Consider the following 21,948-nt stretch of genomic DNA (forward strand, 5'->3'; position numbering starts at 1 on the left):
CCTACATGTAGGGTTTTTTTAGCGCCGAGGTACAAGATAATGCGTTTTGGGGGGCTTAGCAACGCACGACCTGTGGATAACGCTGTGGGTAAAATGTGTATGAAACGTGGAACGCCCGTGTAGGCCGCAGTACTGCTGGATTCGGCCGTTTGTCACCGAATATTCCAATATAAAAACAGCCGGTTGGATTTTTGAGGGCGCGAACCCTACCACAAAAAAACGCGATCACCGAATGGATTTACCGGCTTGTGTTCCAGGGTTGGGGAATGGCTACAATCGGCCTTCAATAGAGGCAGTATTGTGCTTCCCGTACATGACAATAATTAGAATCGAGGTAGCGCATGGAGCAAGAAGCCTGGCAAATCCTGATCGTCGAGGACGACGAGCGATTGGCCGAATTGACCCGTGAGTACTTGGAAAGCAACGGCCTGCGTGTTTCGGTTGAAGGCGATGGCGCCCAGGCCGCAGCGCGTATCATCGCCGAGCAACCAGACCTGGTGATCCTCGACCTGATGCTGCCCGGCGAAGATGGCCTGAGCATCTGCCGCAAGGTGCGCGAGCGCTACGAGGGCGTGATCCTCATGCTTACCGCGCGCACCGACGACATGGACCAGGTGCTGGGCCTGGACATGGGCGCCGACGACTACGTATGCAAACCCGTGCGCCCCCGGCTGTTGCTGGCGCGTATCCAGGCGCTGCTGCGGCGCAGTGAGCCCGCCGAATCCGCAACGGTAGAAAACCAGCGCCGCCTGGAATTCGGCCCGTTGGTGGTAGACAACGCCCTGCGCGAAGCCTGGCTGCACGACGGCAGTATCGAACTGACCAGCGCTGAATTTGACCTGCTGTGGCTGCTGGTGGCGAATGCCGGGCGCATCCTGTCCCGCGAAGAAATCTTTATCGCCCTGCGCGGTATCGGCTATGACGGCCAAGACCGGTCCATCGATGTACGCATCTCACGAATTCGCCCGAAAATCGGCGACGATCCGATCCATCCGCGTCTGATCAAGACCATTCGTAGCAAAGGCTACTTATTCGTCCCTGAAGCCGCCGCCGATATGTCGCTGTGAACTCGATCTTCCTGCGTATCTACGGCGGCATGTGCGCGGCCCTCATCCTGGTGGCGCTGTTGGGCGTACTGGCCTTGCACCTGCTTAACGAGGTGCGCAGCGGCCAATACCGCGAGCGCCTCGCCCATGGCACCTTTGCCTTGATGGGCGACAACCTGCAACCCATGAGCGCTATCGAACGCCAACGTGCCTTGGCGGTGTGGGAGCGCTTGCTGGGGATCCCCCTGGAACTGCGCAGCCTCACCGACGCACAGTTGGACCTCAGCCAGCGCAACAGCCTGCAACGCGGCCAGGTTCTGGTGCAGCAGACCGGCCCTCACGCCGCCCGTGTTCTGCGCCTGGTCAGCGATAAAGAGCAGTGGGTGCTGACGGGTGAGGTGCAGCAGATCAGCGAACAACTGGCCCGTGCGACCATTTACCTGCTGGCTGACGAATTGGTGCGCTTCCCCGTGGCCGAGCAGCCGCAAAGGTTGGCGGATATAAAAGAAGCCAAGGGCTTTGGGTTCGAAATGCACCTGATGACCCTCGACCAGGCCGATATGGACGACGACCAGCGCCGCCGCGTGTCGGAGGGCGATACGGTGATGGCCTTGGGCAAGGGTGGCGACTCGATCCGCGTGTTCTCCGGCATCGTCGGTACGCCCTGGGTGCTGGAACTCGGTCCGCTGTATCAAATGAACCCGTACCCGGTGCAGTGGCTGGTCCTGATTGCTTTGATCGGCCTGACCTTGATCGGCTTGATCGTCTATCTGCTGGTGCGTCAGCTTGAGCGCCGGCTGCGTGGCCTGGAGGCGGCCGCGACACGCATTGCCAAGGGCAATCTGGAAGTGCGCGTGCCGGCCCGGGGAGCGGACTCGGTGGGTCGCCTCGCCGCGGCCTTCAATGGCATGGCTGAGCACTTGCAGCAATTGCTGGCGATTCAGCGCGAACTGGTACGTGCGGTGTCCCACGAACTGCGCACGCCGGTAGCGCGCCTGCGCTTCGGATTGGAGATGATCGGCGACGCTGCTACCCCAGAGGCCCGGCGCAAGTACCTGGAAGGCATGGACAGCGATATCCAGGACCTCGATGGCCTGGTGGATGAAATGCTCACCTACGCAAGGCTGGAGCAGGGCGCACCCGAGCTGAGTTTTCAGCGAGTGGACCTTGATGCGTTGCTTGATCAGGTGATTGGCGAATTATCGCCACTGCGCCCACAGGTGACTGTGGCGCGGGGTATCTGCTTGTCATCGGCCCACTGGGATAACGCCTGGGTCGACGCCGAACCCCGCTATTTACACCGTGCCCTGCAAAATCTGGTGAGCAATGCCATGCGCCACGCGCAGAGCCAAGTGCTGATCAGTTATCAGGTGGGTCAGGTGCGCTGTCGAATCGATGTCGAGGACGATGGCCCCGGTGTGCCGGAAAACGCCTGGGAGCGTATTTTTACGCCCTTCCTGCGGCTCGACGACAGCCGCACCCGAGCGTCCGGGGGCCATGGCCTGGGCTTGTCGATTGTACGGCGGATTATCTATTGGCACGGCGGGCGCGCATTGATCAGCAAGAGCAACAACCTGGGTGGGGCGTGTTTCAGTTTGAGTTGGCCGAGGGGGCAGGATAAACCCTGACCTATCAGGCGCTGATGCTCACCAGGCTCAAGAGCTGCCCATCATTCACCGCAAACTGCCCAACCAACTCCTTGCCATGGCACCACTCATCCGACAAGTCAGTCAGCAACCGCAGCTTTATATGCCCGGCCTCGGTCCACTCCACCACCTCGGCATGCTCAAAATAGAAGCGCTTGTGCACAATCGGGTAAAGCGCCTTGAACAGGCTCTCTTTGACCGAAAACGTCAGCGTCACCAGCAGGGCAATCTGCTCTCGCGCCACACCGCCCATACGCTGCAGCTCGTCGGCTGTCAGAATTTCCCCGGCCAGACGCTCCGCGCGCTCCAGCGTGAGTACATTTTCCAGGTCCATCCCCAACCCGCGCCATTGCGCCTTGTACCCGACAATCGCCGCGGCATGCCCGGTGCTGTGTGTGATCGAGCCACTGATGTGCGCAGGCCAGACCGGTGCACGGTCTTCGCCGATAGCCGGGATGCAGTCAAGCTGATCGAGGTGTTGCAGAGCGGCGCGGGCGCACAGGCGACCGGCCAGAAACTCGGCTTGGCGCTTGGCCACTGAGCGCTGGATGCTCGCCGGTGCTGGCACTGCACAGCGTTGGAAATCACCGGTTGCCAACAATGCCGGGTCGAAGTGAGTGCCGAGAAACACTGTTCCCGGTAATGGTTCGGGCAGTGGCCAATGGGCGTCGAGTGGTGTGCAGCAAGCGGGCAGAAGATTCATGGGCGGTATTTTGCCGAGTTGAGGCGCCAGAGGATAGCCCGCTGCGGCGCACCGCCTGTTCAGGGGGAGTTCAGGGGCTTTTGCGTAGGCTGACCTCAACAGCCAAACGCGTATGAGGTAACACCATGACTGCGATCAAAAAGCTGATGTTGGCGTTGACCATGCTCAGTGCCACCGCAGGGGTCCAGGCCTCTGATGGTGACTTTGCCGCATTCGGCCGCGAGAAAACCAAGAAAACCAGCACCTTGATTCAACGTGTCAGTTTCGAAGACGCGAGCAGTCAGCCTACGCCTTGGGGCCAGTCCCTGGGCCTTGCCACCCCACAGCCAGCCTACCGCACCGGTTACGCGCACCTGAGTGGCCAGTTCAATGGCATTAAACTGCGCCCGCAAGACCTGCAGGGCCGCTATGATGTCCCCCTGTCGGACAGTTGATTTGCTTTGGAGAGCCTTATGAAATTGCTGGTGGTGGAAGATGAGGCGCTGCTGCGTCATCACCTGTTTACCCGCCTGACCGACAGCGGCCACGTGGTCGAAGCTGTGGCCAACGCCGAAGAGGCGCTTTACCAGGTCGGTCAATTCAACCATGACCTGGCGATTATCGACCTGGGCCTGCCCGGCATGGGCGGCCTGGACCTGATCCGCCAACTGCGCAGCCAGGCCAAAACGTTTCCGATCCTAATCCTCACCGCGCGCGGCAACTGGCAGGACAAGGTCGAAGGCCTGGCCGCCGGTGCTGACGACTACGTGGTCAAACCATTCCAGTTCGAAGAGTTGGAGGCGCGCATGAACGCCTTGCTGCGCCGCTCCAGCGGGTTCACCCAATCGACTATCGTTGCCGGGCCCTTGCTGCTGGACCTCAACCGCAAGCAAGCGTCCCTCGACGAACAGCCCCTGGCGCTGACCGCCTACGAATACCGCATCCTTGAATACCTGATGCGCCATCACCAGCAAGTTGTCGCCAAAGACCGCTTGATGGAACAGCTTTACCCCGACGACGACGAGCGCGATCCAAACGTCATTGAAGTCTTGGTCGGCCGCCTGCGCCGCAAGCTGGAAGGCCCCACAGGGTTCAAGCCGATCGACACCGTGCGTGGCCTGGGCTACCTGTTCAATGAGCGCTGCCGTTGATCCGCTCGTTACGTGTGCGTTTGATGCTGGCGGCAGCGACCCTGGCCGTGTTGTTCATGCTGGGCTTGTTGCCGGCCATGCAGGGCGCTTTCAGTCTGGCGCTGCAGGACTCCATCGAACAGCGCCTGGCGTCGGACGTGACGACGCTGATCTCCGCCGCGCGGGTCGAAAACAACCGCCTGCTGATGCCTGCGCAGTTGCCGGACGAACGTTTCAACCTGACCGATAGCCGTCTGCTCGGCTATATCTACGACCGCGAAGGCCACTTGGTGTGGCGCTCGCGGGCTACCCGGGAAGAAAACATCAACTACAAGCCGCGCTATGACGGGCGAGGCAATGAATTCGCCAGGATTCGCGAAGCGGACGGCCAGGAGTTCTTCGTCTATGACGTGGAGGTCAAGCTGCTCGGCGGCAAGAGCGCGGCGTTCAGTATCGTCGCCCTGCAACCGGTGCGCGAATACCAGCTGACCCTAGAAGGCCTGCGCGAAAACCTCTACTTGGGCTTCGGCGCGGCGTTGCTGGTGCTGCTGACGTTGCTGTGGCTGGGCCTGACCTGGGGCCTTCAAGCCCTGCGGCGGCTGAGTCAGGAGCTTGACCAGATCGAAGGCGGCACCCGCGAAAGCCTGTCCGAACAACACCCACGTGAATTGCTGCGCCTTACCGGCTCCCTCAACCGCTTGCTGCACAGTGAGCGTGAACAACGTACGCGATACCGCGACTCCCTCGATGACTTGGCTCACAGCCTGAAAACCCCGCTCGCCGTGTTGCAAGGCGTGAGTGAAGACATGGCCAAGCGCCCGGAAGACCGCGATCAGGCCTGGGTGCTGCAATCGCAGATCGAACGCATGAGCCAGCAGATCAGCTACCAGTTGCAGCGCGCCAGTTTGCGCAAAAGCGGCCTGGTGCGCCATCAAGTGCGCCTGGAGCCGGTGCTGCAAAGCCTGTGCGATACCTTGGGCAAGGTCTATCGTGACAAGGGCGTCAGGGTGTCCTTTGAACTGCCGCACGCCTGCGATGTGCCGATCGAAAAGGGTGCCTTGCTCGAATTGCTCGGCAACCTGCTGGAAAACGCCTATCGGCTGTGCCTGAGTGAAGTGCGCGTTAGTCTGGTCGAGAACCTCGAAGGCATTGAGTTGTGCATAGAAGATGACGGACCAGGCGTGCCGCCAGATCAGCGCGCGCGGATTTTGCAACGGGGCGAGCGGCTGGACCGCCAGCATCCGGGACAGGGGATTGGGTTGGCGGTGGTCAAGGACATCATAGAAAGCTACGGCGCGCGACTGACCCTGGGAGATTCACCGCTGGGTGGCGCGGCGTTCAAGATCCACTTTCCATCTGTGTGATCTTCAGTGGCTGGGCTGACCCTATCGGGGGCAAGCCCTCTCCCGCATTTTGAATTTATTCAAGCATCAAACTTTGTAAACGCAGTCAAAGGTGGGAGGGGGCTTGCCCCCGATGAGGCCCTCACACACAACGCCTCTCTAACTCTCCCGTGCGCGATAGGCCCCCGGCGTTAACCCTGTCCACTTCTTGAACGCCCGATGAAACGCCGACGGTTCGGAAAATCCCAACTGCTCGGCAATCTCCTGCAACGACAAATCCGCCCGTCCCAGATGGTAGATGGCGATGTCCCGCCGCAACTCATCTTTGAGCGCCTGAAAGCTGGTGCCTTCTTCGCGCAAATGCCTGCGAAGGGTTTGTGGGCTGATGTGCAAGTGCTGAGCGACGGCTTCCAGATCCGGCCATGGCGTGCGATCGTGGCTCAGTAGGCGTCGCAACTGACTGCTCAAGCTATCGCCTTCATCCGGGCGTGACAGCAGGTCAGCGGGAGAGCGCTCCAGAAAGTGCTTGAGGGTGCGCTCATCCTGCAGCAGCGGCATGTTCAGGTAGCGGGCAGGGAACACCAGGCTACTGTTCGGCGAACCGAACACCCGGTCGCAGGGGAACAGCAGGTCATATTCGCTGGAGTGGGCCGGCATCGGGTAGCTGAACGTGGCCTGGTGCAGTCGGATGCGCTGGCCGATCAGCCAACTGCCCAGGCGGTGCCAGATCACCAGCAGGCATTCGCTGAGGAAGTGATCCGGGTCCCACAGTTGGGAGTCATCCAGGCTCAGGCGGGCCATTTCGCCTTCCCGTGTGAGCTGCCAACGCGGGCCTTGTGGGAATAGGCTATAAAATAATAAGCCGCGTTCCAGGGCTTTCTCCAGCGTGCGGCAGTGGATCAACGCATGGCACATCATGGCGAAAGTGCCACGTTTGCTCGGACCGTCGGCAAAGCCCAAGTATTCGTCGTCCAACGCCAGCCAAAGCATCTGGAGCAACCGGGTAAATTGCTCCGGCGCAATGCGGGCGCGAGGTTCAGTCAACTGCTCTGGGGTGATGCCCAACTGTTGCAGCAGGCCCGAATAATCGTAACCGGCCCGACGCGCTCCGCCCAGGGCGGCCCGTGCGTAGTGACTGGCGATGGTGCGTTCACGCATGCGGGGCCCTCGTCCATGGAATGGCGGATGGTAGTCAGCACATGGCAAGGCGACAAGGCGGATATCCGCCAAATTGTAGGACGCGATTGGGTGCGGTGGCGGAAATTCGCCAACCGATTTGGCGCCTGGCGAGGCGTCTGAAAACGATCAGCCCTGATGCCTAAAGGCCTTTAGGGCTTTTGAGCAAAGTGGCACGGCGTTTGCGATAAGGATTACAGCGCAGGCCTGGACCTACAGGCTTCGCAAACAACAAATCCCTCCAGTGCAGGAGGGTTCGCAATTCAAGTGTCGTGGGCAATGGCGGATATTTGCCACACGGGACGATTGAGGAATTTTGCAATGACGACTCGTCAGCCAATCTACAAATCCCTGTATTTCCAGGTGATCGTTGCAATCGTTATCGGTATTTTGCTCGGTCACTTCTACCCGCAAACCGGTGTGGCCCTTAAGCCACTGGGTGACGGGTTTATCAAACTGATCAAAATGGTCATCGCCCCGATCATCTTCTGCACCGTTGTCAGCGGCATCGCTGGCATGCAAAGCATGAAATCGGTCGGCAAAACCGGCGGCTACGCGCTGCTGTACTTCGAAATCGTTTCCACCGTCGCCCTGTTGATCGGCCTGATCGTGGTGAACGTTGTGCAACCGGGCGCCGGCATGCACATCGACGTAGCGACCCTGGACGCTTCCAAAGTCGCTGCCTATGTGACTGCTGGCGCAGACCAGAGCATCGTTGGCTTCCTGCTTAACGTGATCCCGAACACCATCGTCGGCGCCTTCGCCAACGGTGACATCCTGCAAGTGCTGATGTTCTCGGTGATCTTCGGTTTTGCCCTGCATCGCCTGGGTGCCTACGGCAAGCCGGTGCTGGACTTCATAGATCGCTTCGCCCACGTGATGTTCAACATCATCAACATGATCATGAAGCTCGCGCCACTCGGTGCCCTGGGCGCCATGGCGTTCACCATCGGTGCCTACGGTGTAGGTTCCCTGGTGCAGTTGGGCCAACTGATGATCTGCTTCTACATCACTTGCCTGTTGTTCGTGCTGGTGGTGCTGGGCGGTATCTGCCGCGCTCACGGTTTCAGCGTCATCAAGCTGATCCGCTACATCCGTGAAGAGCTGCTGATCGTATTGGGTACTTCCTCCTCCGAGTCCGCACTGCCACGCATGCTGATCAAGATGGAGCGTCTGGGTGCCAAGAAATCCGTAGTAGGTCTGGTAATCCCGACTGGCTACTCCTTCAACCTTGACGGTACTTCGATCTACCTGACCATGGCTGCCGTGTTCATCGCTCAAGCGACTGACACCCACATGGACATCACCCACCAGATCACTCTGCTGCTGGTGCTGCTGCTGTCCTCCAAAGGCGCTGCTGGCGTGACCGGTAGTGGCTTCATCGTTTTGGCTGCAACCTTGTCGGCTGTAGGCCACCTGCCGGTTGCCGGCTTGGCGCTGATCCTGGGTATCGACCGCTTCATGTCCGAAGCCCGCGCACTGACCAACCTGGTCGGTAACGCCGTTGCCACCATCGTTGTGGCTAAGTGGGTCAAGGAACTGGACACCGACAAGCTGCAAAGCGAGCTGGCGTCTGGCGGTACCGGTATCTCCGAAACCCGCGAAATCAATGACCTGGGCGTGGCCGAAGGCCCTGCACCTGTCGTCAAGTAAGCCGCTGAAGGCGTGAGTCCACGCTAGCAGCTATACGCAAACGCCCCGACTGGTTCGGGGCGTTTGCGTTTCTGCTCGGCCACTTTTGAATCGCTTTGCTTTACAGTAAATGAATACTTCATCAACAACGCTGGCGGGAGACTGAATGGACAGTGTGGATTTGAATGTCCTGCGCAGCGTGCTGGAATGGCGCCGCGCTGGACAGCGAGTGGTGTTGTACAGCGTGGTCCAGACCTGGGGCAGTGCACCGCGTCCGCCGGGGGCAATGCTAGCCCTGCGGGGCGACGGCGTGGTGATTGGCTCGGTTTCCGGTGGTTGCATCGAGGATGACTTGATCGCGCGGTTGCAGGACGGCCGCTTGCCTGATGACGGCCCGCCGGTACAACTGGTGACCTACGGCGTTACACGCGACGAAGCTGCGCGTTTTGGGCTGCCGTGCGGTGGCACGCTGCGCTTGACCGAGGAGAGGGTGGATGACTGGGGCTGGGTAGAGAAGTTACTGGCGCGCTGCGAGGATCATCAGATTGTTGCTCGGGAGCTAAACCTGGCAACCGGCGAAGTGACCCTGAGCGGCGCGAGCAAGACTGATGTGGTGAGTTTCGACGGTGAACGCTTGCGCGCCATCTATGGACCACGCTGGCGACTGCTGCTGATCGGCGCCGGGCAACTGTCGCGCTATGTGGCGGAAATGGCGCGTTTGCTGGATTTCGAAGTGCTGATCTGCGACCCGCGCGAAGAGTTCGTGTATGGCTGGGAAGAGCAACATGGCCGCTTTGTGCCGGGTATGCCTGATGAGGCAGTGTTGAATATCCAGACCGACGAACGCACGGCGATTGTCTGCCTCACACACGACCCGCGCCTGGATGACATGGCGTTGCTGACGGCGTTGAATTCCAAGGCCTTCTATATCGGCGCGCTAGGTTCAAGGGTCAATACCCAGAAGCGCCGTGAAAACCTCGCCGCACTGGGTTTGTCGGCGGAGGCGATTGCCCGCTTGCATGGGCCGATTGGTTTGCATATCGGCAGCCATACGCCGGCGGAAATCGCGCTGTCGCTGATGGCGGAAATTGTCGCAATCAAGAACGGCGTGGCGCCTATGCAGAAAAAGCCTTTGCCGGTGGTAGCTGAGTGACCGTGACGGCGATTGTGCTGGCGGCAGGGCAGGGCAGCCGCTTCCGCGCAGAAGCTGGGGCCGACCAGGATAAATTGCTGGCGCTCTGTGTAGGTCGCGATGGCGTGACGCGACCGGTGATCGAGCAGGTGCTGTTGAATCTGCCGGCAGACTTAGTGGAGCGCTGGGTGGTGACCTCGCCAGATCGTTCGGAGGTCATTCGGTTGGCGAAGGTGTATGGCTGCAAGGTCTTGCTGCTGCAGTCGGCTGGCATGGGCGACAGTATTGCCGCAGCTGTCGCGGCCAGTGCTTCGGCGCAGGGTTGGCTGGTGGTACTGGGGGATATGCCGTTTATTCAAGCGTCGACGATCGAGCGCGTGATAGACGGCCTGGATAGCATCAATGTGCCGGTACATGCCGGTCAGTATGGCCACCCGGTTGCCTTTGCCCGTGCATTTGGGCCCGCCTTGATGGCGCTGAGTGGCGATCGTGGTGCCAAAGCGTTATTTGTACAGGCTGTTTTGAAGGAGGTGCGGGTGGAGGATTCCGGTGTTTTGTGGGATGTGGATGTGCCCGCGTTATTGCATTACCGCTGACCGGCAGACAAAAAAAAGCCCCGCCTGATCACTCAGGCGGGGCTTTTTAGTGGCTGATGGAATCAGACGAGGGGTTTAGGCTCGTGCTCTTCTTCCAGGGCCTTGTGCTCTACCACGGCTTCAGCAACCGGAGCAGGCGCTTCGACAGCTTCGACTACAGCCGGAGCGGCGGCAGCAGCAGCAGCGGCGGCTGCCTCAGCTTCCTTGCGGCGACGACGCACTTCACGTGGATCGTTCGGCGCACGGCCGTTTTCGCTCAAGGCGCTGGCAGGAGCAGCTTCAACCACGGGTGCTTCAACTTCAGCAACAACCGGGGCTTCAACAGCCACTGGTGCAGGCTCGGCAACCACGACTTCAACCACCGGTGCTGGCGCTTCTTCTACAACAGGCGCTGGCGCGGGAGCTTCAACCGGGGCGGCAGGTTCGGCAGTCCATTGGAAGGCGGTCTGTTCTTCGCGAACTTCACGCACCGCTGGGGCAGCCTCTTCGACAGCCGGAGCTTCAACTACGGCTTCAACCACTGGCTGAGGTTCAACAACCGGCGCAGGTTCAATGGCGACCGCTTCGGTTTCTGGCTGGGCGTCGCGAACCGGGGCTACTTCCACTTCCGGAACCACTGGGGCTTCGATCGGGGTAGTTGCCTCAACAGCGGGGGCCTCAACGACCGATGCTTCAACCGCTGGGGTCTCGGCAACTGGTGCTTCTACAGCAGCGGTTTCTTCAACGGCTGCAGTAGCGCGTTCAGCTTGCTCGTGAGCCTGGGCTTCAGCAGGAGCGCTGATGACCGAGCTGGCAACGGCAGCAGTAACGGCCAGGCCGGCAGCCAGTTCGGCACCCGTCGGTTCGTTAGCTTCGTTGGTTGCGCCCTCAGCGTTCTCGCCGGTCTCTTCCGAGCCTTCGATTACGTTGCCGTTGGCATCACGCTGGCGCTCGCGACGGTTGCTGCGACGACGCTGACCACGGGAGCGGCGGCGAGGACGATCGCCTTCGGCGTTGTCCTGACCATCTTCCTGCAGTTGCTCTTCGCCGGTCAGTACTTCTTCCTCTTCGCTGGCGGAAGCAGCTTGCTCGGCGCGTGGTTGACGCTCTTCACGCGGAGGGCGCGGCTGGCGCTCTTCACGAGGGGCGCGTTCTTCACGCGGCTGGCGGGCCGGGCGCTCTTCGGTAGTCGCAGCAGCGGCAGCAGCAACGGCTGGCGCAGCGTCCAGCGGCTCACGCAGTTCACGTACGCGTTCCTCACGCTCGCCACGTGGCTTGCGATCTTCACGCGGAGCACGTGGGGTGCGAGGTGCGCGCTCTTCACGCGGTGCGCGTTCTTCACGGGCTACGGCTGGTGTTTCTTCACGGGCTTCACGAGGCGCACGCTCTTCACGTGGAGCGCGTTCCTCACGCGGTGCCCGTTCTTCGCGCGGCTTGCGCTCTTCGTCACGGCGACCGTTGCGGTTGCGGCTCTGCTGACGGCCGTTGCGACGTTCTTCGTTACGTGCCGGGCGCTCGGAGGCTGGTTTTTCAACTACAACCGGGGCCACAGGCTCTTCTTTGGTAGCGAACAGGCTGACCAGCGATTTCACCAGGCCTTTGAACAGGCTCGGCTCAGGCAGGGCGGCTGGTGCAGCAACTGGTGCGGCAGCTTCAACCGGCACTGGTGCGTTGGCACGGGCTGGCGCGGTTTTCACGGCAGCTTCCTGGCGAACCAGAGTGCGGGTCGCGGCGGCTGGCTGGACTTCTTCCACTTCGGCAGCGGCAGCAGCGATTTCGTAGCTGGACTGGCCGCTGTGGGCTTCCGGGCTGTCGTCACGCAGGCGCTGTACTTCGAAGTGCGGCGTTTCGAGGTGATCGTTCGGCAGGATGACGATACGGGCACGGGTGCGCAGTTCAATCTTGGTGATCGAGTTGCGTTTTTCGTTCAGCAGGAAAGCGGCGACCGGGATTGGCACTTGCGCGCGGACTTCGGCGGTGCGGTCTTTCAGGGCTTCTTCTTCGATCAGGCGCAGGATCGCCAGGGACAGCGATTCAACGTCACGGATGATGCCGGTGCCGTTGCAACGCGGGCAGACGATGCCGCTGCTCTCGCCCAGGGATGGGCGCAGGCGCTGACGGGACATTTCCAGCAGGCCGAAGCGCGAGATGCGGCCGACTTGCACGCGGGCACGGTCAGCTTCCAGGCATTCGCGGACTTTCTCTTCCACGGCGCGCTGGTTCTTGGCTGGGGTCATGTCGATGAAGTCGATCACGATCAGGCCGCCGATGTCACGCAGGCGCAGTTGGCGGGCGATTTCTTCAGCCGCTTCCAGGTTGGTCTGCAGGGCGGTTTCTTCGATGTCGCTACCCTTCGTGGCGCGCGCCGAGTTGATGTCGATGGACACCAGTGCTTCGGTCGGGTCGATCACGATGGAGCCACCGGAAGGCAGTTCGACGACGCGCTGGAAAGCGGTCTCGATCTGGCTTTCGATCTGGAAGCGGTTGAACAGCGGAACGCTGTCTTCGTACAGCTTGATCTTACTGGCGTACTGCGGCATCACCTGGCGGATGAAGGTCAGGGCTTCGTCCTGGGCTTCAACGCTGTCGATCAGCACTTCGCCGATGTCCTGGCGCAGGTAGTCGCGGATGGCGCGGATGATCACGTTGCTTTCCTGATAGATCAGGAACGGCGCGGAACGATCCAGGGACGCTTCTTTGATAGCGGTCCACAGTTGCAGCAGGTAGTCGAGGTCCCACTGCATTTCTTCGCTGCTGCGGCCCAGGCCGGCAGTGCGAACGATCAGACCCATGTCGGCCGGTGCGATCAGGCCGTTCAGCGCTTCACGCAGTTCGTTGCGTTCTTCGCCTTCGATGCGGCGGGAAATGCCGCCAGCACGTGGGTTGTTCGGCATCAGCACCAAGTAACGGCCGGCCAAGGAGATGAAGGTGGTCAGGGCGGCGCCCTTGTTGCCACGTTCTTCTTTTTCGACCTGGACGATGACTTCCTGGCCTTCGCTCAGGACGTCCTTGATGTTCACGCGGCCTTCGGGGGCTTTCTTGAAGTATTCGCGGGAGATTTCTTTGAGGGGCAGGAAGCCGTGGCGCTCGGAGCCGAAATCGACAAAGGCAGCCTCAAGGCTTGGTTCGATGCGAGTAATACGGCCTTTATAGATGTTGGCCTTCTTTTGCTCGCGTGCACCGGATTCGATGTCCAGGTCGTAGAGGCGTTGGCCATCTACCAGTGCAACACGCAACTCTTCGGGTTGAGTTGCGTTAATCAGCATTCTTTTCATGTTGTACCGTCGGTTTCCGGGCTGCCGGAAACGGCGTTCGGCACACACGACTTCTCACGGTCGGTGTCAGGTGCGTCAAGAGTGGTTGGCCACTCCAGTGTCCAGCAAAATCGGCCAATTGGGCCGGTATCGCGACGGACGCGTCCTGCTTGTTAGCGGTGGTGACAAAGGCACCACTTCAACAAAAGCTAAGGTCAGGAGGAGGAATCAACCGGCGACTGTGGACGAGATGAAGCGTCTAAATATAAGCCTAGTGCTACACGGTCCGACGGTTGTGCATCTCCACCCTACACGTATCCCTGATAATTCGGGTGCTGCCGCGCGCAGAATCCGCAGCGGGTTGGCATTTACCGTGTACTCCAATGGGGAGTTCACGCTCATGGCTAAACAAGACTGAATGTGGGCGACTGCGCTCTCACTCAGCTCTTAACAGGCGTTGTTTCCGAAGCATTCGCCGTGGTCTGGCACAAGACTGACTGCACTTTGTGAACTGGCCGTAAATATCGGCGCAGAATGCGAGTATTTACTCTGCTTTCTGCACTCGCTTCAGGCCTCATGTCACCTGCGCTTGTTACAATCTCGAACCTTCCAGGGTGGCGAAAGCCCCGTAGGACGGCCTCGCGTCCTGATGAATTGCGATGGTCAGGGCCGGCAGCTTGCCGCAAGTCCTCTGTCCAGGCCGCTTTTGGCGGCGTTCGCGACTATAGCAGCAATGATTAAGTGCTTCAATTCCATAAAAAATTGTTATCATCGCCGCCATGACGACTACCGCCCCCCAGACCCCCAGCGTCCAGCTGCTTGAGGTCTCGCCGGAATATGCCGGCCAACGCATCGACAACTTTCTCCTGGCCAGGCTCAAAGGCGTGCCCAAGACCTTGATTTACCGCATCTTGCGTAAAGGCGAAGTGCGCGTGAACAAGGGTCGTATCAAGCCCGAGTACAAGCTGCAGGCGGGCGATATCGTCCGTGTGCCGCCAGTGCGCGTGCCTGAGCGGGACGAACCTGTTCCCCTCGCTCAAGGGCTGCTGCAGCGCCTTGAGGCGTCGATTGTCTTTGAAGACAACAAACTAATCGTGATCAACAAGCCCTGTGGCATTGCTGTGCATGGTGGCAGCGGCCTAACGTTTGGGGTGATCGAAGCCTTTCGCCAGTTGCGCCCGGATGCCAAGGAGCTGGAACTGGTCCATCGCCTGGATCGTGATACTTCCGGCCTGTTAATGATCGCCAAGAAGCGCAGCATGTTGCGGCACCTGCACACCGCCCTGCGGGGTGATGGCGTGGATAAGCGCTACATGGCGTTGGTGCGTGGCAACTGGGCCAGCTCAATCAAAAGCGTTCGCGCGCCGCTTCAGAAGAGCAATCTGCGCTCGGGCGAGCGCATGGTCGAAGTGGACGAGGAGGGTAAAGAGGCCCTGACCCTGTTCAAGGTGCTGCGCCGCTTCGGTGACTTCGCCACCCTGGTCGAGGCCAAACCGGTCACTGGGCGTACCCACCAGATTCGCGTGCATACCTTGCATGCGGGCCATTGCATTGCTGGTGATACCAAGTACGGCGACGAAGACTTTTCCAAGGAAATTAGAGACTTGGGCGGTAAGCGCCTGTTTCTCCATGCCTACATGCTGACTGTGCCGCTGCCTGATGGTGGCGAGCTGAAGTTGCAGGCGCCTGTCGATGAGATGTGGGCCAAGACCGTGGAGCGTTTGAGTGTCGCACCTTGATTACAAGCTGCTGATTTTTGATTGGGATGGGACGCTGGCCAACTCCATTGGTCGCATTGTCGAGTCGATGCACATGGCGTCCACCCGTTCAGGCTTTGCGTTGTGCAGCGATCAGGCGGTCAAGGGCATTATTGGTTTGGGGCTGCCTGAAGCTATCCGTACCCTGTATCCCGAAATCAGTGACGCAGAACTGATAGCGTTTCGCGAGCATTACGCCGATCACTACATTGCGCTGGAGGCAGAGCCTTCGCCGCTGTTTGAGGGCGTTGTGCAATCGCTGGCGGCGTTCCGGGCGCAGGGTTACCACTTGGCAGTTGCTACCGGCAAGGCTCGTCGCGGGCTGGATCGGGTGCTCAAGGCTCATGGTTGGGAAGATTACTTCGACATCACCCGTGCTGCGGATGAAACCGCCAGCAAACCTCACCCTCTGATGCTGGAGCAGATCCTTGCCCATTGCGGCGTGTCGCCGCGTGAGGCGCTGATGGTGGGTGATGCTTCCTTCGATCTGATGATGGCGCGCAACGCCGGCATGGACAGCGTTGCAGTCAGCTATGGTGCCCAGTCCGCTGAGGCGTTACAGCAATACGAGCCTAGGGTCACGATTGATCATTTTTCTGAATTGCAGGCCTGGCTCGGTCGGGCTCAATAAGTTTTTGCTGGGGTTGATGGCATGAGTGACGAGTGGAAAGCGCCTGAAAAGGCTGGAAGCGGTGACGACAAGAGTTGGAAGCTGCTGGAGAAGACGCTCCTGGCCAGCGTCCAGGAGCAGCGTCGTGCGCGGCGCTGGGGGATTTTCTTCAAGCTGCTGACCTTTACTTATCTGTTGCTCATGCTGGCGCTGTTCAGTCCGCTGATGGATATGGAAAAGAGCGCAACCCGTGGCGCGAACTACACCGCGCTGATCGAGGTGCGCGGTGTAATTGCCGACAAGGAGCCGGCAAGCGCCGATAACATCGTCGGCAGCCTGCGTGCTGCGTTCGAAGATCCCAAGGTCAAAGGGGTGATCCTGCGCATCAACAGCCCGGGCGGCAGCCCGGTGCAATCGGGTTATGTGTATGACGAGATTCGCCGCCTGCGTGGCCTGCACCCGGATATCAAACTGTACGCCGTGATTTCCGATCTGGGTGCTTCGGGTGCTTATTACATCGCCAGTGCCGCTGATCAGATCTATGCCGACAAGGCCAGTCTTGTGGGCTCCATTGGTGTGACGGCGGCCGGTTATGGGTTTGTTGGCACTATGGAGAAGCTGGGTGTTGAGCGCCGCACCTACACCTCGGGCGAGCACAAAGCGTTTCTGGATCCGTTCCAGCCGCAAAAGCCCGATGAAACCCAATTCTGGCAGAGCGTGCTGGATACCACTCATCGCCAGTTCATCGCCAGCGTGAAGCAGGGGCGCGGGGATCGTCTAAAGGATAAAGATCATCCCGAGCTGTTCTCGGGGTTGGTGTGGTCCGGTGAGCAGGCGTTGCCGCTGGGTTTGATCGATGGCCTGGGCAGTGCCAGTTCGGTGGCGCGGGATGTGATTGGCGAGAAGGAGTTGGTGGATTTCACGGTTGAGGAATCGCCGCTTGATCGCTTCTCCAAGAAGCTCGGTGCCAGCGTGGCTGAGAAGCTGGCGCTTTACATGGGCTTCCAGGGGCCGACGCTGCGCTAATATCTCAAGTCTGTCGTAGGTCAAAATGTAGAAGGGGCGGTGCGACGATTCGACTTGCCCCCGATAGCGGTGGATCAGTCAATCCAAGGTTGGCTGATACGCTTCTAGCGGGGGAAACCCTCTCCCGTATTTGGTTTGCGGTGTTCTTAAGGGACTTGCACGCCTTCGCTGAGTAGCATATCTACCAAGCGAATCAGCGGTAAGCCGACAAGGCTGGTCGCATCTGGCCCGTCGGTGCTTTGGAATAAACTCACGCCCAGCCCTTCCGCCTTGAAGCTGCCCGCGCAGTCATATGGTTGTTCGACACGCAGGTAGCGCTCGATGCGCGCTGCATCCAGCTCGCGCATGTGCACGGTAAAGGGCACGCAGTCGACCTGGCAGTGCCCCGTCTCGCTATTCAGCAGGGCCAGGCCGGTGAGGAAGCTGACACGCTTGCCGCTGGCGGCCAATAACTGCTCACGCGCATTTTCGAAAGTGTAAGGTTTGCCGATGATGCGGCCTTCCAGTGCGGCGACCTGGTCTGAACCGATGATCAGGTGTCCTGGGTGGCTGGCGGCGAGGGCGCGCGCCTTTGCTTCGGCCAGGCGCTTGACCAGCTCGATGGCGGACTCATTTGCAGCATGGCTTTCGTCGATATCCGGCGAGCTGCAGATGAATGGCAGGTGCAGGCGACTGAGCAATTCCCGGCGATAAACCGAGCTGGAAGCGAGTAATAAAGGCAGCATGTACGACTCCTCAAGGCAGTCGCCGATTCTAGCGGGGCGACCGGCTGACGCACAGGGCTGAATTTCCTTTGACATGGCTGGGTGCATCCCTATAATGCTGCGCCTATGTTGAATGACCCGATTCCACCTCACGTTGACCCGCGCAAATTGGCTGATCGTGGCACTTCCCTTCAAGGTGAATTGCTGCTGGCCGATTTGGAGAGACTCTGCGACCCGCTTTCCGACACTGTCGGTACGGTGCAGGCCAAATTCGTTTTTGAACGAGATGAACGTAAATCTGTGGTAATCCACAGCTTTATCGACACCGAGGTCAAAATGGTTTGCCAGCGTTGTCTTGAGCTGGTCACCCTGCCCATCCACAGCGAGTGCAGTTATGCCGTGGTAAAGGAGGGTGCGAATACCCAGTCGTTGCCGAAAGGTTATGACGTGCTGGAACTGGGCGAAGATCCTTTGGATCTGCATGCACTGATCGAGGAAGAGCTTCTGCTCGCCTTGCCCATTGTGCCTGCTCATCATCCGGAAGAATGCCAGCAGCCGGAGGGTCTCGATGACGAGGCCGAGCCGAGCGAGGACGAGGTAACGCGGTCCAACCCGTTCAGTGTATTGGCGCAGTTAAAGCGTGACCCAAACGTTTAGGAGTTAATCAATTATGGCTGTTCAGCAGAACAAAAAATCCCGTTCCGCCCGTGACATGCGTCGTTCGCACGATGCCCTGACGGCGAGCACTCTGTCTGTAGAAAAAACCACCGGTGAAATTCACCTGCGTCACCACGTATCGCCAGAAGGCGTATACCGTGGCCGTAAAGTGATCGACAAGGGCGCTGACGAGTAATCACTTGTCTGCTCAAGTCATCGCGATTGACGCAATGGGCGGGGACTTCGGTCCCCGCAGCATTGTTCAGGCCTGTATTGCCAGCCTGATTGCTACGCCCTCGCTGCACCTGACCCTCGTCGGTCAACCCTCACTCCTTGAAGAATTGATCGCCAGCCATCCGGTTGTGGATCGCGCGCGCCTGACGATTACGCCGGCCAGCGAAACCATCAGCATGGATGACAAGCCTGCTTCGGCCCTGCGCGGCAAGCCTGACTCTTCAATGCGAGTGGCCTTGGAGTTATTGCGTGATGGCAAGGTGCAAGCCTGTGTCAGTGCAGGTAACACCGGGGCGTTGATGGCACTGTCACGGTATGTGCTCAAGACGCTGCCTGGCATAGACCGGCCCGCGATGGTCGCGGCGATTCCAACGCAGAAAGGCTACTGCCAACTGCTGGACTTAGGTGCGAACGTGGATTGCAGTGCCGAGCACTTGTTCCAGTTCGCCGTGATGGGCTCGGTGGCCGCAGAAGCGCTGGGTATAGTCCGGCCGCGTGTGGCCTTGCTGAATATCGGCACTGAAGACATCAAGGGCAATCAGCAGGTCAAGCTTGCCGCCAGTCTGTTGCAGGGCGCGCGGGGCTTGAATTACATCGGTTTTGTCGAGGGTGACGGTGTTTACCGCGGCGAAGCGGATGTGGTGGTCTGCGATGGGTTTGTCGGCAATATCCTGCTTAAATCCAGCGAAGGCCTGGCGACCATGATCGCTGTGCGCATTGAGGCGTTGTTCAGGCGTAATCTGGTATCGCGCATCGTAGGTGCTCTGGCGCTACCGTTGATGCGGCGTCTGCAGGCCGACCTGGCTCCGGCGCGGCACAATGGCGCGAGCTTTCTGGGGTTGCAGGGGATTGTGGTGAAGAGTCACGGTTCAGCCGGTGTTGAAGGCTTTCAAAGTGCTATTGCGCGGGCCTTGATCGAGATTCAGGAAAACCTGCCGCAACGCTTGCACGGCCGTCTTGAGGATCTGTTGCCTTAGGCGAATTGGCTCGGGAGTGCTTAAATGTGACCGGCCAGTTCAATTGACCATCCAATCTGTCAGTTTCGCGCGCTCCCATAGTCGGCGCGCGCATTTTTGACGACCAGATCATTAGGGGCTTGTTACATGTCTACATCCCTCGCATTCGTCTTTCCAGGGCAGGGTTCGCAGTCCCTCGGCATGTTGGCCGAGCTGGGCGCGCAATACCCGCTGATCCTGGATACCTTCAAGGAAGCTTCCGAGGCCCTGGGTTACGACCTGTGGGCGCTGACCCAGCAGGGGCCGGAAGAGCAGCTCAATCAAACCGATAAAACGCAACCGGCCATCCTGACCGCTTCGATCGCCTTGTGGCGCCTGTGGCTGGCCGAAGGTGGCGCGCGCCCGGCATTCGTCGCCGGTCACAGCTTGGGCGAATACAGCGCCTTGGTTGCTGCGGGCAGCCTGACCCTCGCCGAAGCGGTCAAGCTGGTCGAGCGTCGTGGTCAACTGATGCAGGAAGCCGTTCCGGCCGGTCAGGGCGGCATGGCCGCTATTCTGGGCCTGGACGACGCAGTGGTGATCGAAGCCTGCGCCGAAGCGGCCCAGGGCGAAGTGGTCAGCGCAGTGAATTTCAACTCCCCTGGCCAGGTGGTGATCGCCGGTGCCAAGGCGGCAGTCGAGCGCGCCATCGAAGGCTGCAAGGCGCGTGGCGCCAAGCGTGCGCTGCCGTTGCCGGTGAGCGTGCCGTCCCACTGCGAGCTGATGCGCCCGGCGGCCGAGCGTTTTGCCGAGTCCATCGCAGCCATCAACTGGCAGGCACCGCAAATTCCCCTGGTGCAGAACGTCAGCGCGGCCGTGGCGGTCGACCTCGACACGCTCAAGCGCGACCTGCTGGAGCAACTCTACAAGCCTGTGCGCTGGGTCGAGTCGGTCCAAACCCTGGCCGCCAACGGCGCCACCGAGCTGGTCGAGTGCGGCCCAGGCAAAGTCCTGGCTGGTCTGAACAAGCGTTGCGCCGACGGCGTGTCGACTGCCAACCTCAACACCCCGGATGCCTTCGCTGCCGCTCGTGCGGCGCTGGCCTGATCCCCGAACTTAGGAGAAGCCTGCATGAGTCTGCAAGGTAAAGTTGCACTGGTTACCGGCGCGAGCCGTGGCATTGGCCAGGCTATCGCCCTGGAACTGGGCCGTCAGGGTGCCGTTGTGATCGGCACCGCCACTTCCGCTTCGGGCGCCGAGCGTATCGCCGCGACCCTGAAGGAAAATGGCGTTCAAGGCACTGGCCTTGAGCTGAACGTGACCAGCGATGAGTCTGTGGCTGCTGTATTGGCCGAGATCACTGCACAGTTCGGCGCACCGGCTATTCTGGTGAACAATGCCGGTATCACGCGCGACAATCTGATGATGCGTATGAAAGACGACGAGTGGTACGACGTGGTCGATACCAACCTGAACAGTCTGTTTCGCCTGTCCAAGGGCGTTTTGCGCGGCATGACCAAGGCTCGTTGGGGTCGAATTATCAATATTGGCTCCGTAGTGGGTGCCATGGGCAACGCAGGCCAAGTAAACTACGCAGCTGCCAAGGCTGGTCTGGAAGGTTTCAGTCGTGCTTTGGCACGTGAGGTCGGCTCGCGGTCGATTACGGTCAACTCGGTGGCCCCAGGGTTCATTGACACCGATATGACCCGCGAACTGCCGGAAGCACAGCGTGAAGGCTTGCTGACGCAGATTCCGCTGGGCCGTCTGGGCCAGGCTCAAGAGATCGCGAATGTGGTCACTTTCCTGGCATCCGACGGTGCGGCATACGTGACTGGGGCTACAATCCCGGTGAACGGCGGGATGTACATGAGTTAAATTGTGACGGATCGCTTCAAAAAAATGTCATACGAGCTGTCTAAAATCCGTTATAAAGCTGCAACTTAATTTATAGGCAGGTGGCGGACCGGGTACAGGGTGAAGCTTTCAGTTGAAAAGCTGAAAAGGCTTTCTATACACTTACCCACTGGCCAGCTGCCTGAATTTGTCCATTAGGAGTTAAACAAGGTATGAGCACCATCGAAGAGCGCGTCAAGAAAATCGTTGCCGAGCAACTGGGCGTCAAAGAAGAAGAAGTGACCAACACTGCTTCCTTCGTAGAAGACCTGGGTGCCGATTCCCTTGACACCGTTGAGCTGGTGATGGCTCTGGAAGAGGAATTCGAGACCGAAATCCCGGACGAAGAAGCTGAAAAAATCACTACTGTTCAAGCTGCTATCGACTACGTTACTGCCCACCAGGCGTAATAGTTTGTAGTCGTCGCTTGCTGTTAGGGAAAACCGCACTGCTGTAACGGCGTGCGGTTTTTTCTTTAGCGGTGATGAAAAAGTAAGCTCTGAAGCAAAGTGTCGT

General features: G+C 59.7%; 21 protein-coding genes. 17 read left to right on the plus strand and 4 right to left on the minus strand.

The features are described from left to right. Positions 1-341 precede the first annotated feature (341 nt). Together ACEN2T_RS27260 and ACEN2T_RS27265 are read left to right on the plus strand one after the other, a co-directional pair. Positions 342-1,067 carry a response regulator gene (locus tag ACEN2T_RS27260; RefSeq protein WP_032886784.1) on the plus strand — a complete coding sequence of 242 codons (726 nt, stop codon included), beginning with the start codon at positions 342-344 and terminating at the stop codon, positions 1,065-1,067. After that, entirely contained in the window at positions 1,064-2,674 is a 1,611-nt protein-coding gene (locus ACEN2T_RS27265; protein ID WP_099601979.1) for an ATP-binding protein, read from the plus strand. The genes ACEN2T_RS27260 and ACEN2T_RS27265 overlap by 4 nt, the downstream gene beginning before the upstream one ends. Positions 2,675-2,678: 4 nt before the next feature. On the opposite strand, the gene ACEN2T_RS27270 is transcribed toward ACEN2T_RS27265, so the two are convergent. After that, on the minus strand, positions 2,679-3,395 hold the full coding sequence (locus ACEN2T_RS27270) for a 4'-phosphopantetheinyl transferase family protein (protein ID WP_442117840.1): 717 nt from the start codon (positions 3,393-3,395) through the stop codon (positions 2,679-2,681). A 125-nt stretch (positions 3,396-3,520) separates the two neighbouring features. Between ACEN2T_RS27270 and ACEN2T_RS27275 the strand changes: the two genes are divergently transcribed. Genes ACEN2T_RS27275 through ACEN2T_RS27285 form a run of 3 tightly spaced genes read left to right on the plus strand, consistent with a single transcriptional unit; the run spans position 3,521 to position 5,868 of the window. Continuing rightward, positions 3,521-3,829 carry a hypothetical protein gene (locus ACEN2T_RS27275; protein WP_032886787.1) on the plus strand — a complete coding sequence of 103 codons (309 nt, stop codon included), beginning with the start codon at positions 3,521-3,523 and terminating at the stop codon, positions 3,827-3,829. Between the two features lie 18 nt (positions 3,830-3,847). Continuing rightward, the gene (locus tag ACEN2T_RS27280; protein WP_032886788.1) at positions 3,848-4,525 is read left to right on the plus strand and encodes a response regulator; all 678 of its coding nucleotides are present in this window, start codon (positions 3,848-3,850) and stop codon (positions 4,523-4,525) included. Next, positions 4,522-5,868 (plus strand): ATP-binding protein, encoded by a 1,347-nt coding sequence (locus ACEN2T_RS27285; RefSeq protein ID WP_032886789.1) that lies wholly within the window; start codon positions 4,522-4,524, stop codon positions 5,866-5,868. The genes ACEN2T_RS27280 and ACEN2T_RS27285 overlap by 4 nt, the downstream gene beginning before the upstream one ends. A gap of 138 nt (positions 5,869-6,006) precedes the next feature. Here ACEN2T_RS27285 and ACEN2T_RS27290 read toward each other — a convergent pair whose 3' ends face one another. Further along, positions 6,007-7,005, minus strand: a complete 999-nt coding sequence (locus ACEN2T_RS27290) for an AraC family transcriptional regulator (protein ID WP_442117841.1) — start codon at positions 7,003-7,005, stop codon at positions 6,007-6,009. Positions 7,006-7,344: 339 nt separating this feature from the next. On the opposite strand from ACEN2T_RS27290, the gene ACEN2T_RS27295 reads away from it, so the two are divergent. From ACEN2T_RS27295 to ACEN2T_RS27305, 3 genes are all read left to right on the plus strand, one after another. Next, entirely contained in the window at positions 7,345-8,676 is a 1,332-nt protein-coding gene (locus ACEN2T_RS27295; RefSeq protein ID WP_442117842.1) for a dicarboxylate/amino acid:cation symporter, read from the plus strand. A 145-nt stretch (positions 8,677-8,821) separates the two neighbouring features. Next, positions 8,822-9,808, plus strand: a complete 987-nt coding sequence (locus ACEN2T_RS27300) for an XdhC family protein (RefSeq protein WP_442117843.1) — start codon at positions 8,822-8,824, stop codon at positions 9,806-9,808. Further along, entirely contained in the window at positions 9,805-10,383 is a 579-nt protein-coding gene (locus ACEN2T_RS27305; RefSeq protein ID WP_442117844.1) for a nucleotidyltransferase family protein, read from the plus strand. Before ACEN2T_RS27300 ends, ACEN2T_RS27305 begins: the two co-directional genes overlap by 4 nt. Before the next feature lie 62 nt (positions 10,384-10,445). On the opposite strand, the gene rne is transcribed toward ACEN2T_RS27305, so the two are convergent. Further along, positions 10,446-13,637: a ribonuclease E gene (gene rne, locus ACEN2T_RS27310; RefSeq protein ID WP_122753533.1), complete on the minus strand. Its 3,192-nt coding sequence runs from the start codon at positions 13,635-13,637 to the stop codon at positions 10,446-10,448. 758 nt (positions 13,638-14,395) lie between these two features. Here rne and rluC point away from each other — a divergent pair. The 3 genes from rluC to ACEN2T_RS27325 are packed head-to-tail and all read left to right on the plus strand — an operon-like array spanning position 14,396 to position 17,009. After that, a complete protein-coding gene (gene rluC / locus ACEN2T_RS27315; RefSeq protein ID WP_032886795.1) occupies positions 14,396-15,355 on the plus strand; it encodes a 23S rRNA pseudouridine(955/2504/2580) synthase RluC in 960 nt (319 codons plus the stop codon). Beyond that, complete coding sequence (locus ACEN2T_RS27320) at positions 15,342-16,004, plus strand: HAD-IA family hydrolase (protein ID WP_095185671.1); 663 nt, start codon at positions 15,342-15,344, stop codon at positions 16,002-16,004. The genes rluC and ACEN2T_RS27320 overlap by 14 nt, the downstream gene beginning before the upstream one ends. Positions 16,005-16,025: 21 nt before the next feature. Further along, the gene (locus ACEN2T_RS27325; RefSeq protein ID WP_442117845.1) at positions 16,026-17,009 is read left to right on the plus strand and encodes a S49 family peptidase; all 984 of its coding nucleotides are present in this window, start codon (positions 16,026-16,028) and stop codon (positions 17,007-17,009) included. 146 nt (positions 17,010-17,155) lie between these two features. Here the strand turns inward: ACEN2T_RS27325 and ACEN2T_RS27330 are convergent, their stop codons facing one another. Then, a complete protein-coding gene (locus ACEN2T_RS27330; RefSeq protein WP_442117846.1) occupies positions 17,156-17,734 on the minus strand; it encodes a Maf family protein in 579 nt (192 codons plus the stop codon). 105 nt (positions 17,735-17,839) lie between these two features. On the opposite strand from ACEN2T_RS27330, the gene ACEN2T_RS27335 reads away from it, so the two are divergent. From ACEN2T_RS27335 to acpP, 6 genes are all read left to right on the plus strand, one after another. Continuing rightward, a complete protein-coding gene (locus ACEN2T_RS27335) occupies positions 17,840-18,370 on the plus strand; it encodes a YceD family protein (RefSeq protein WP_032886799.1) in 531 nt (176 codons plus the stop codon). Between the two features lie 13 nt (positions 18,371-18,383). Next, complete coding sequence (gene rpmF, locus ACEN2T_RS27340) at positions 18,384-18,566, plus strand: 50S ribosomal protein L32 (protein ID WP_008152339.1); 183 nt, start codon at positions 18,384-18,386, stop codon at positions 18,564-18,566. A 4-nt stretch (positions 18,567-18,570) separates the two neighbouring features. Continuing rightward, entirely contained in the window at positions 18,571-19,581 is a 1,011-nt protein-coding gene (gene plsX, locus ACEN2T_RS27345; protein WP_442117847.1) for a phosphate acyltransferase PlsX, read from the plus strand. A gap of 126 nt (positions 19,582-19,707) precedes the next feature. Beyond that, positions 19,708-20,646 carry an ACP S-malonyltransferase gene (gene fabD / locus ACEN2T_RS27350; protein ID WP_032886801.1) on the plus strand — a complete coding sequence of 313 codons (939 nt, stop codon included), beginning with the start codon at positions 19,708-19,710 and terminating at the stop codon, positions 20,644-20,646. A 24-nt stretch (positions 20,647-20,670) separates the two neighbouring features. Beyond that, positions 20,671-21,414, plus strand: a complete 744-nt coding sequence (fabG, locus tag ACEN2T_RS27355; protein ID WP_032886802.1) for a 3-oxoacyl-ACP reductase FabG — start codon at positions 20,671-20,673, stop codon at positions 21,412-21,414. A 191-nt stretch (positions 21,415-21,605) separates the two neighbouring features. Continuing rightward, a complete protein-coding gene (gene acpP / locus ACEN2T_RS27360; RefSeq protein ID WP_010566559.1) occupies positions 21,606-21,842 on the plus strand; it encodes an acyl carrier protein in 237 nt (78 codons plus the stop codon). Positions 21,843-21,948: the final 106 nt, after the last annotated feature.

This window comes from Pseudomonas sp. W22_MBD1_FP4, from assembly GCF_052113765.1.
Taxonomy (GTDB): domain Bacteria; phylum Pseudomonadota; class Gammaproteobacteria; order Pseudomonadales; family Pseudomonadaceae; genus Aquipseudomonas; species Aquipseudomonas sivasensis.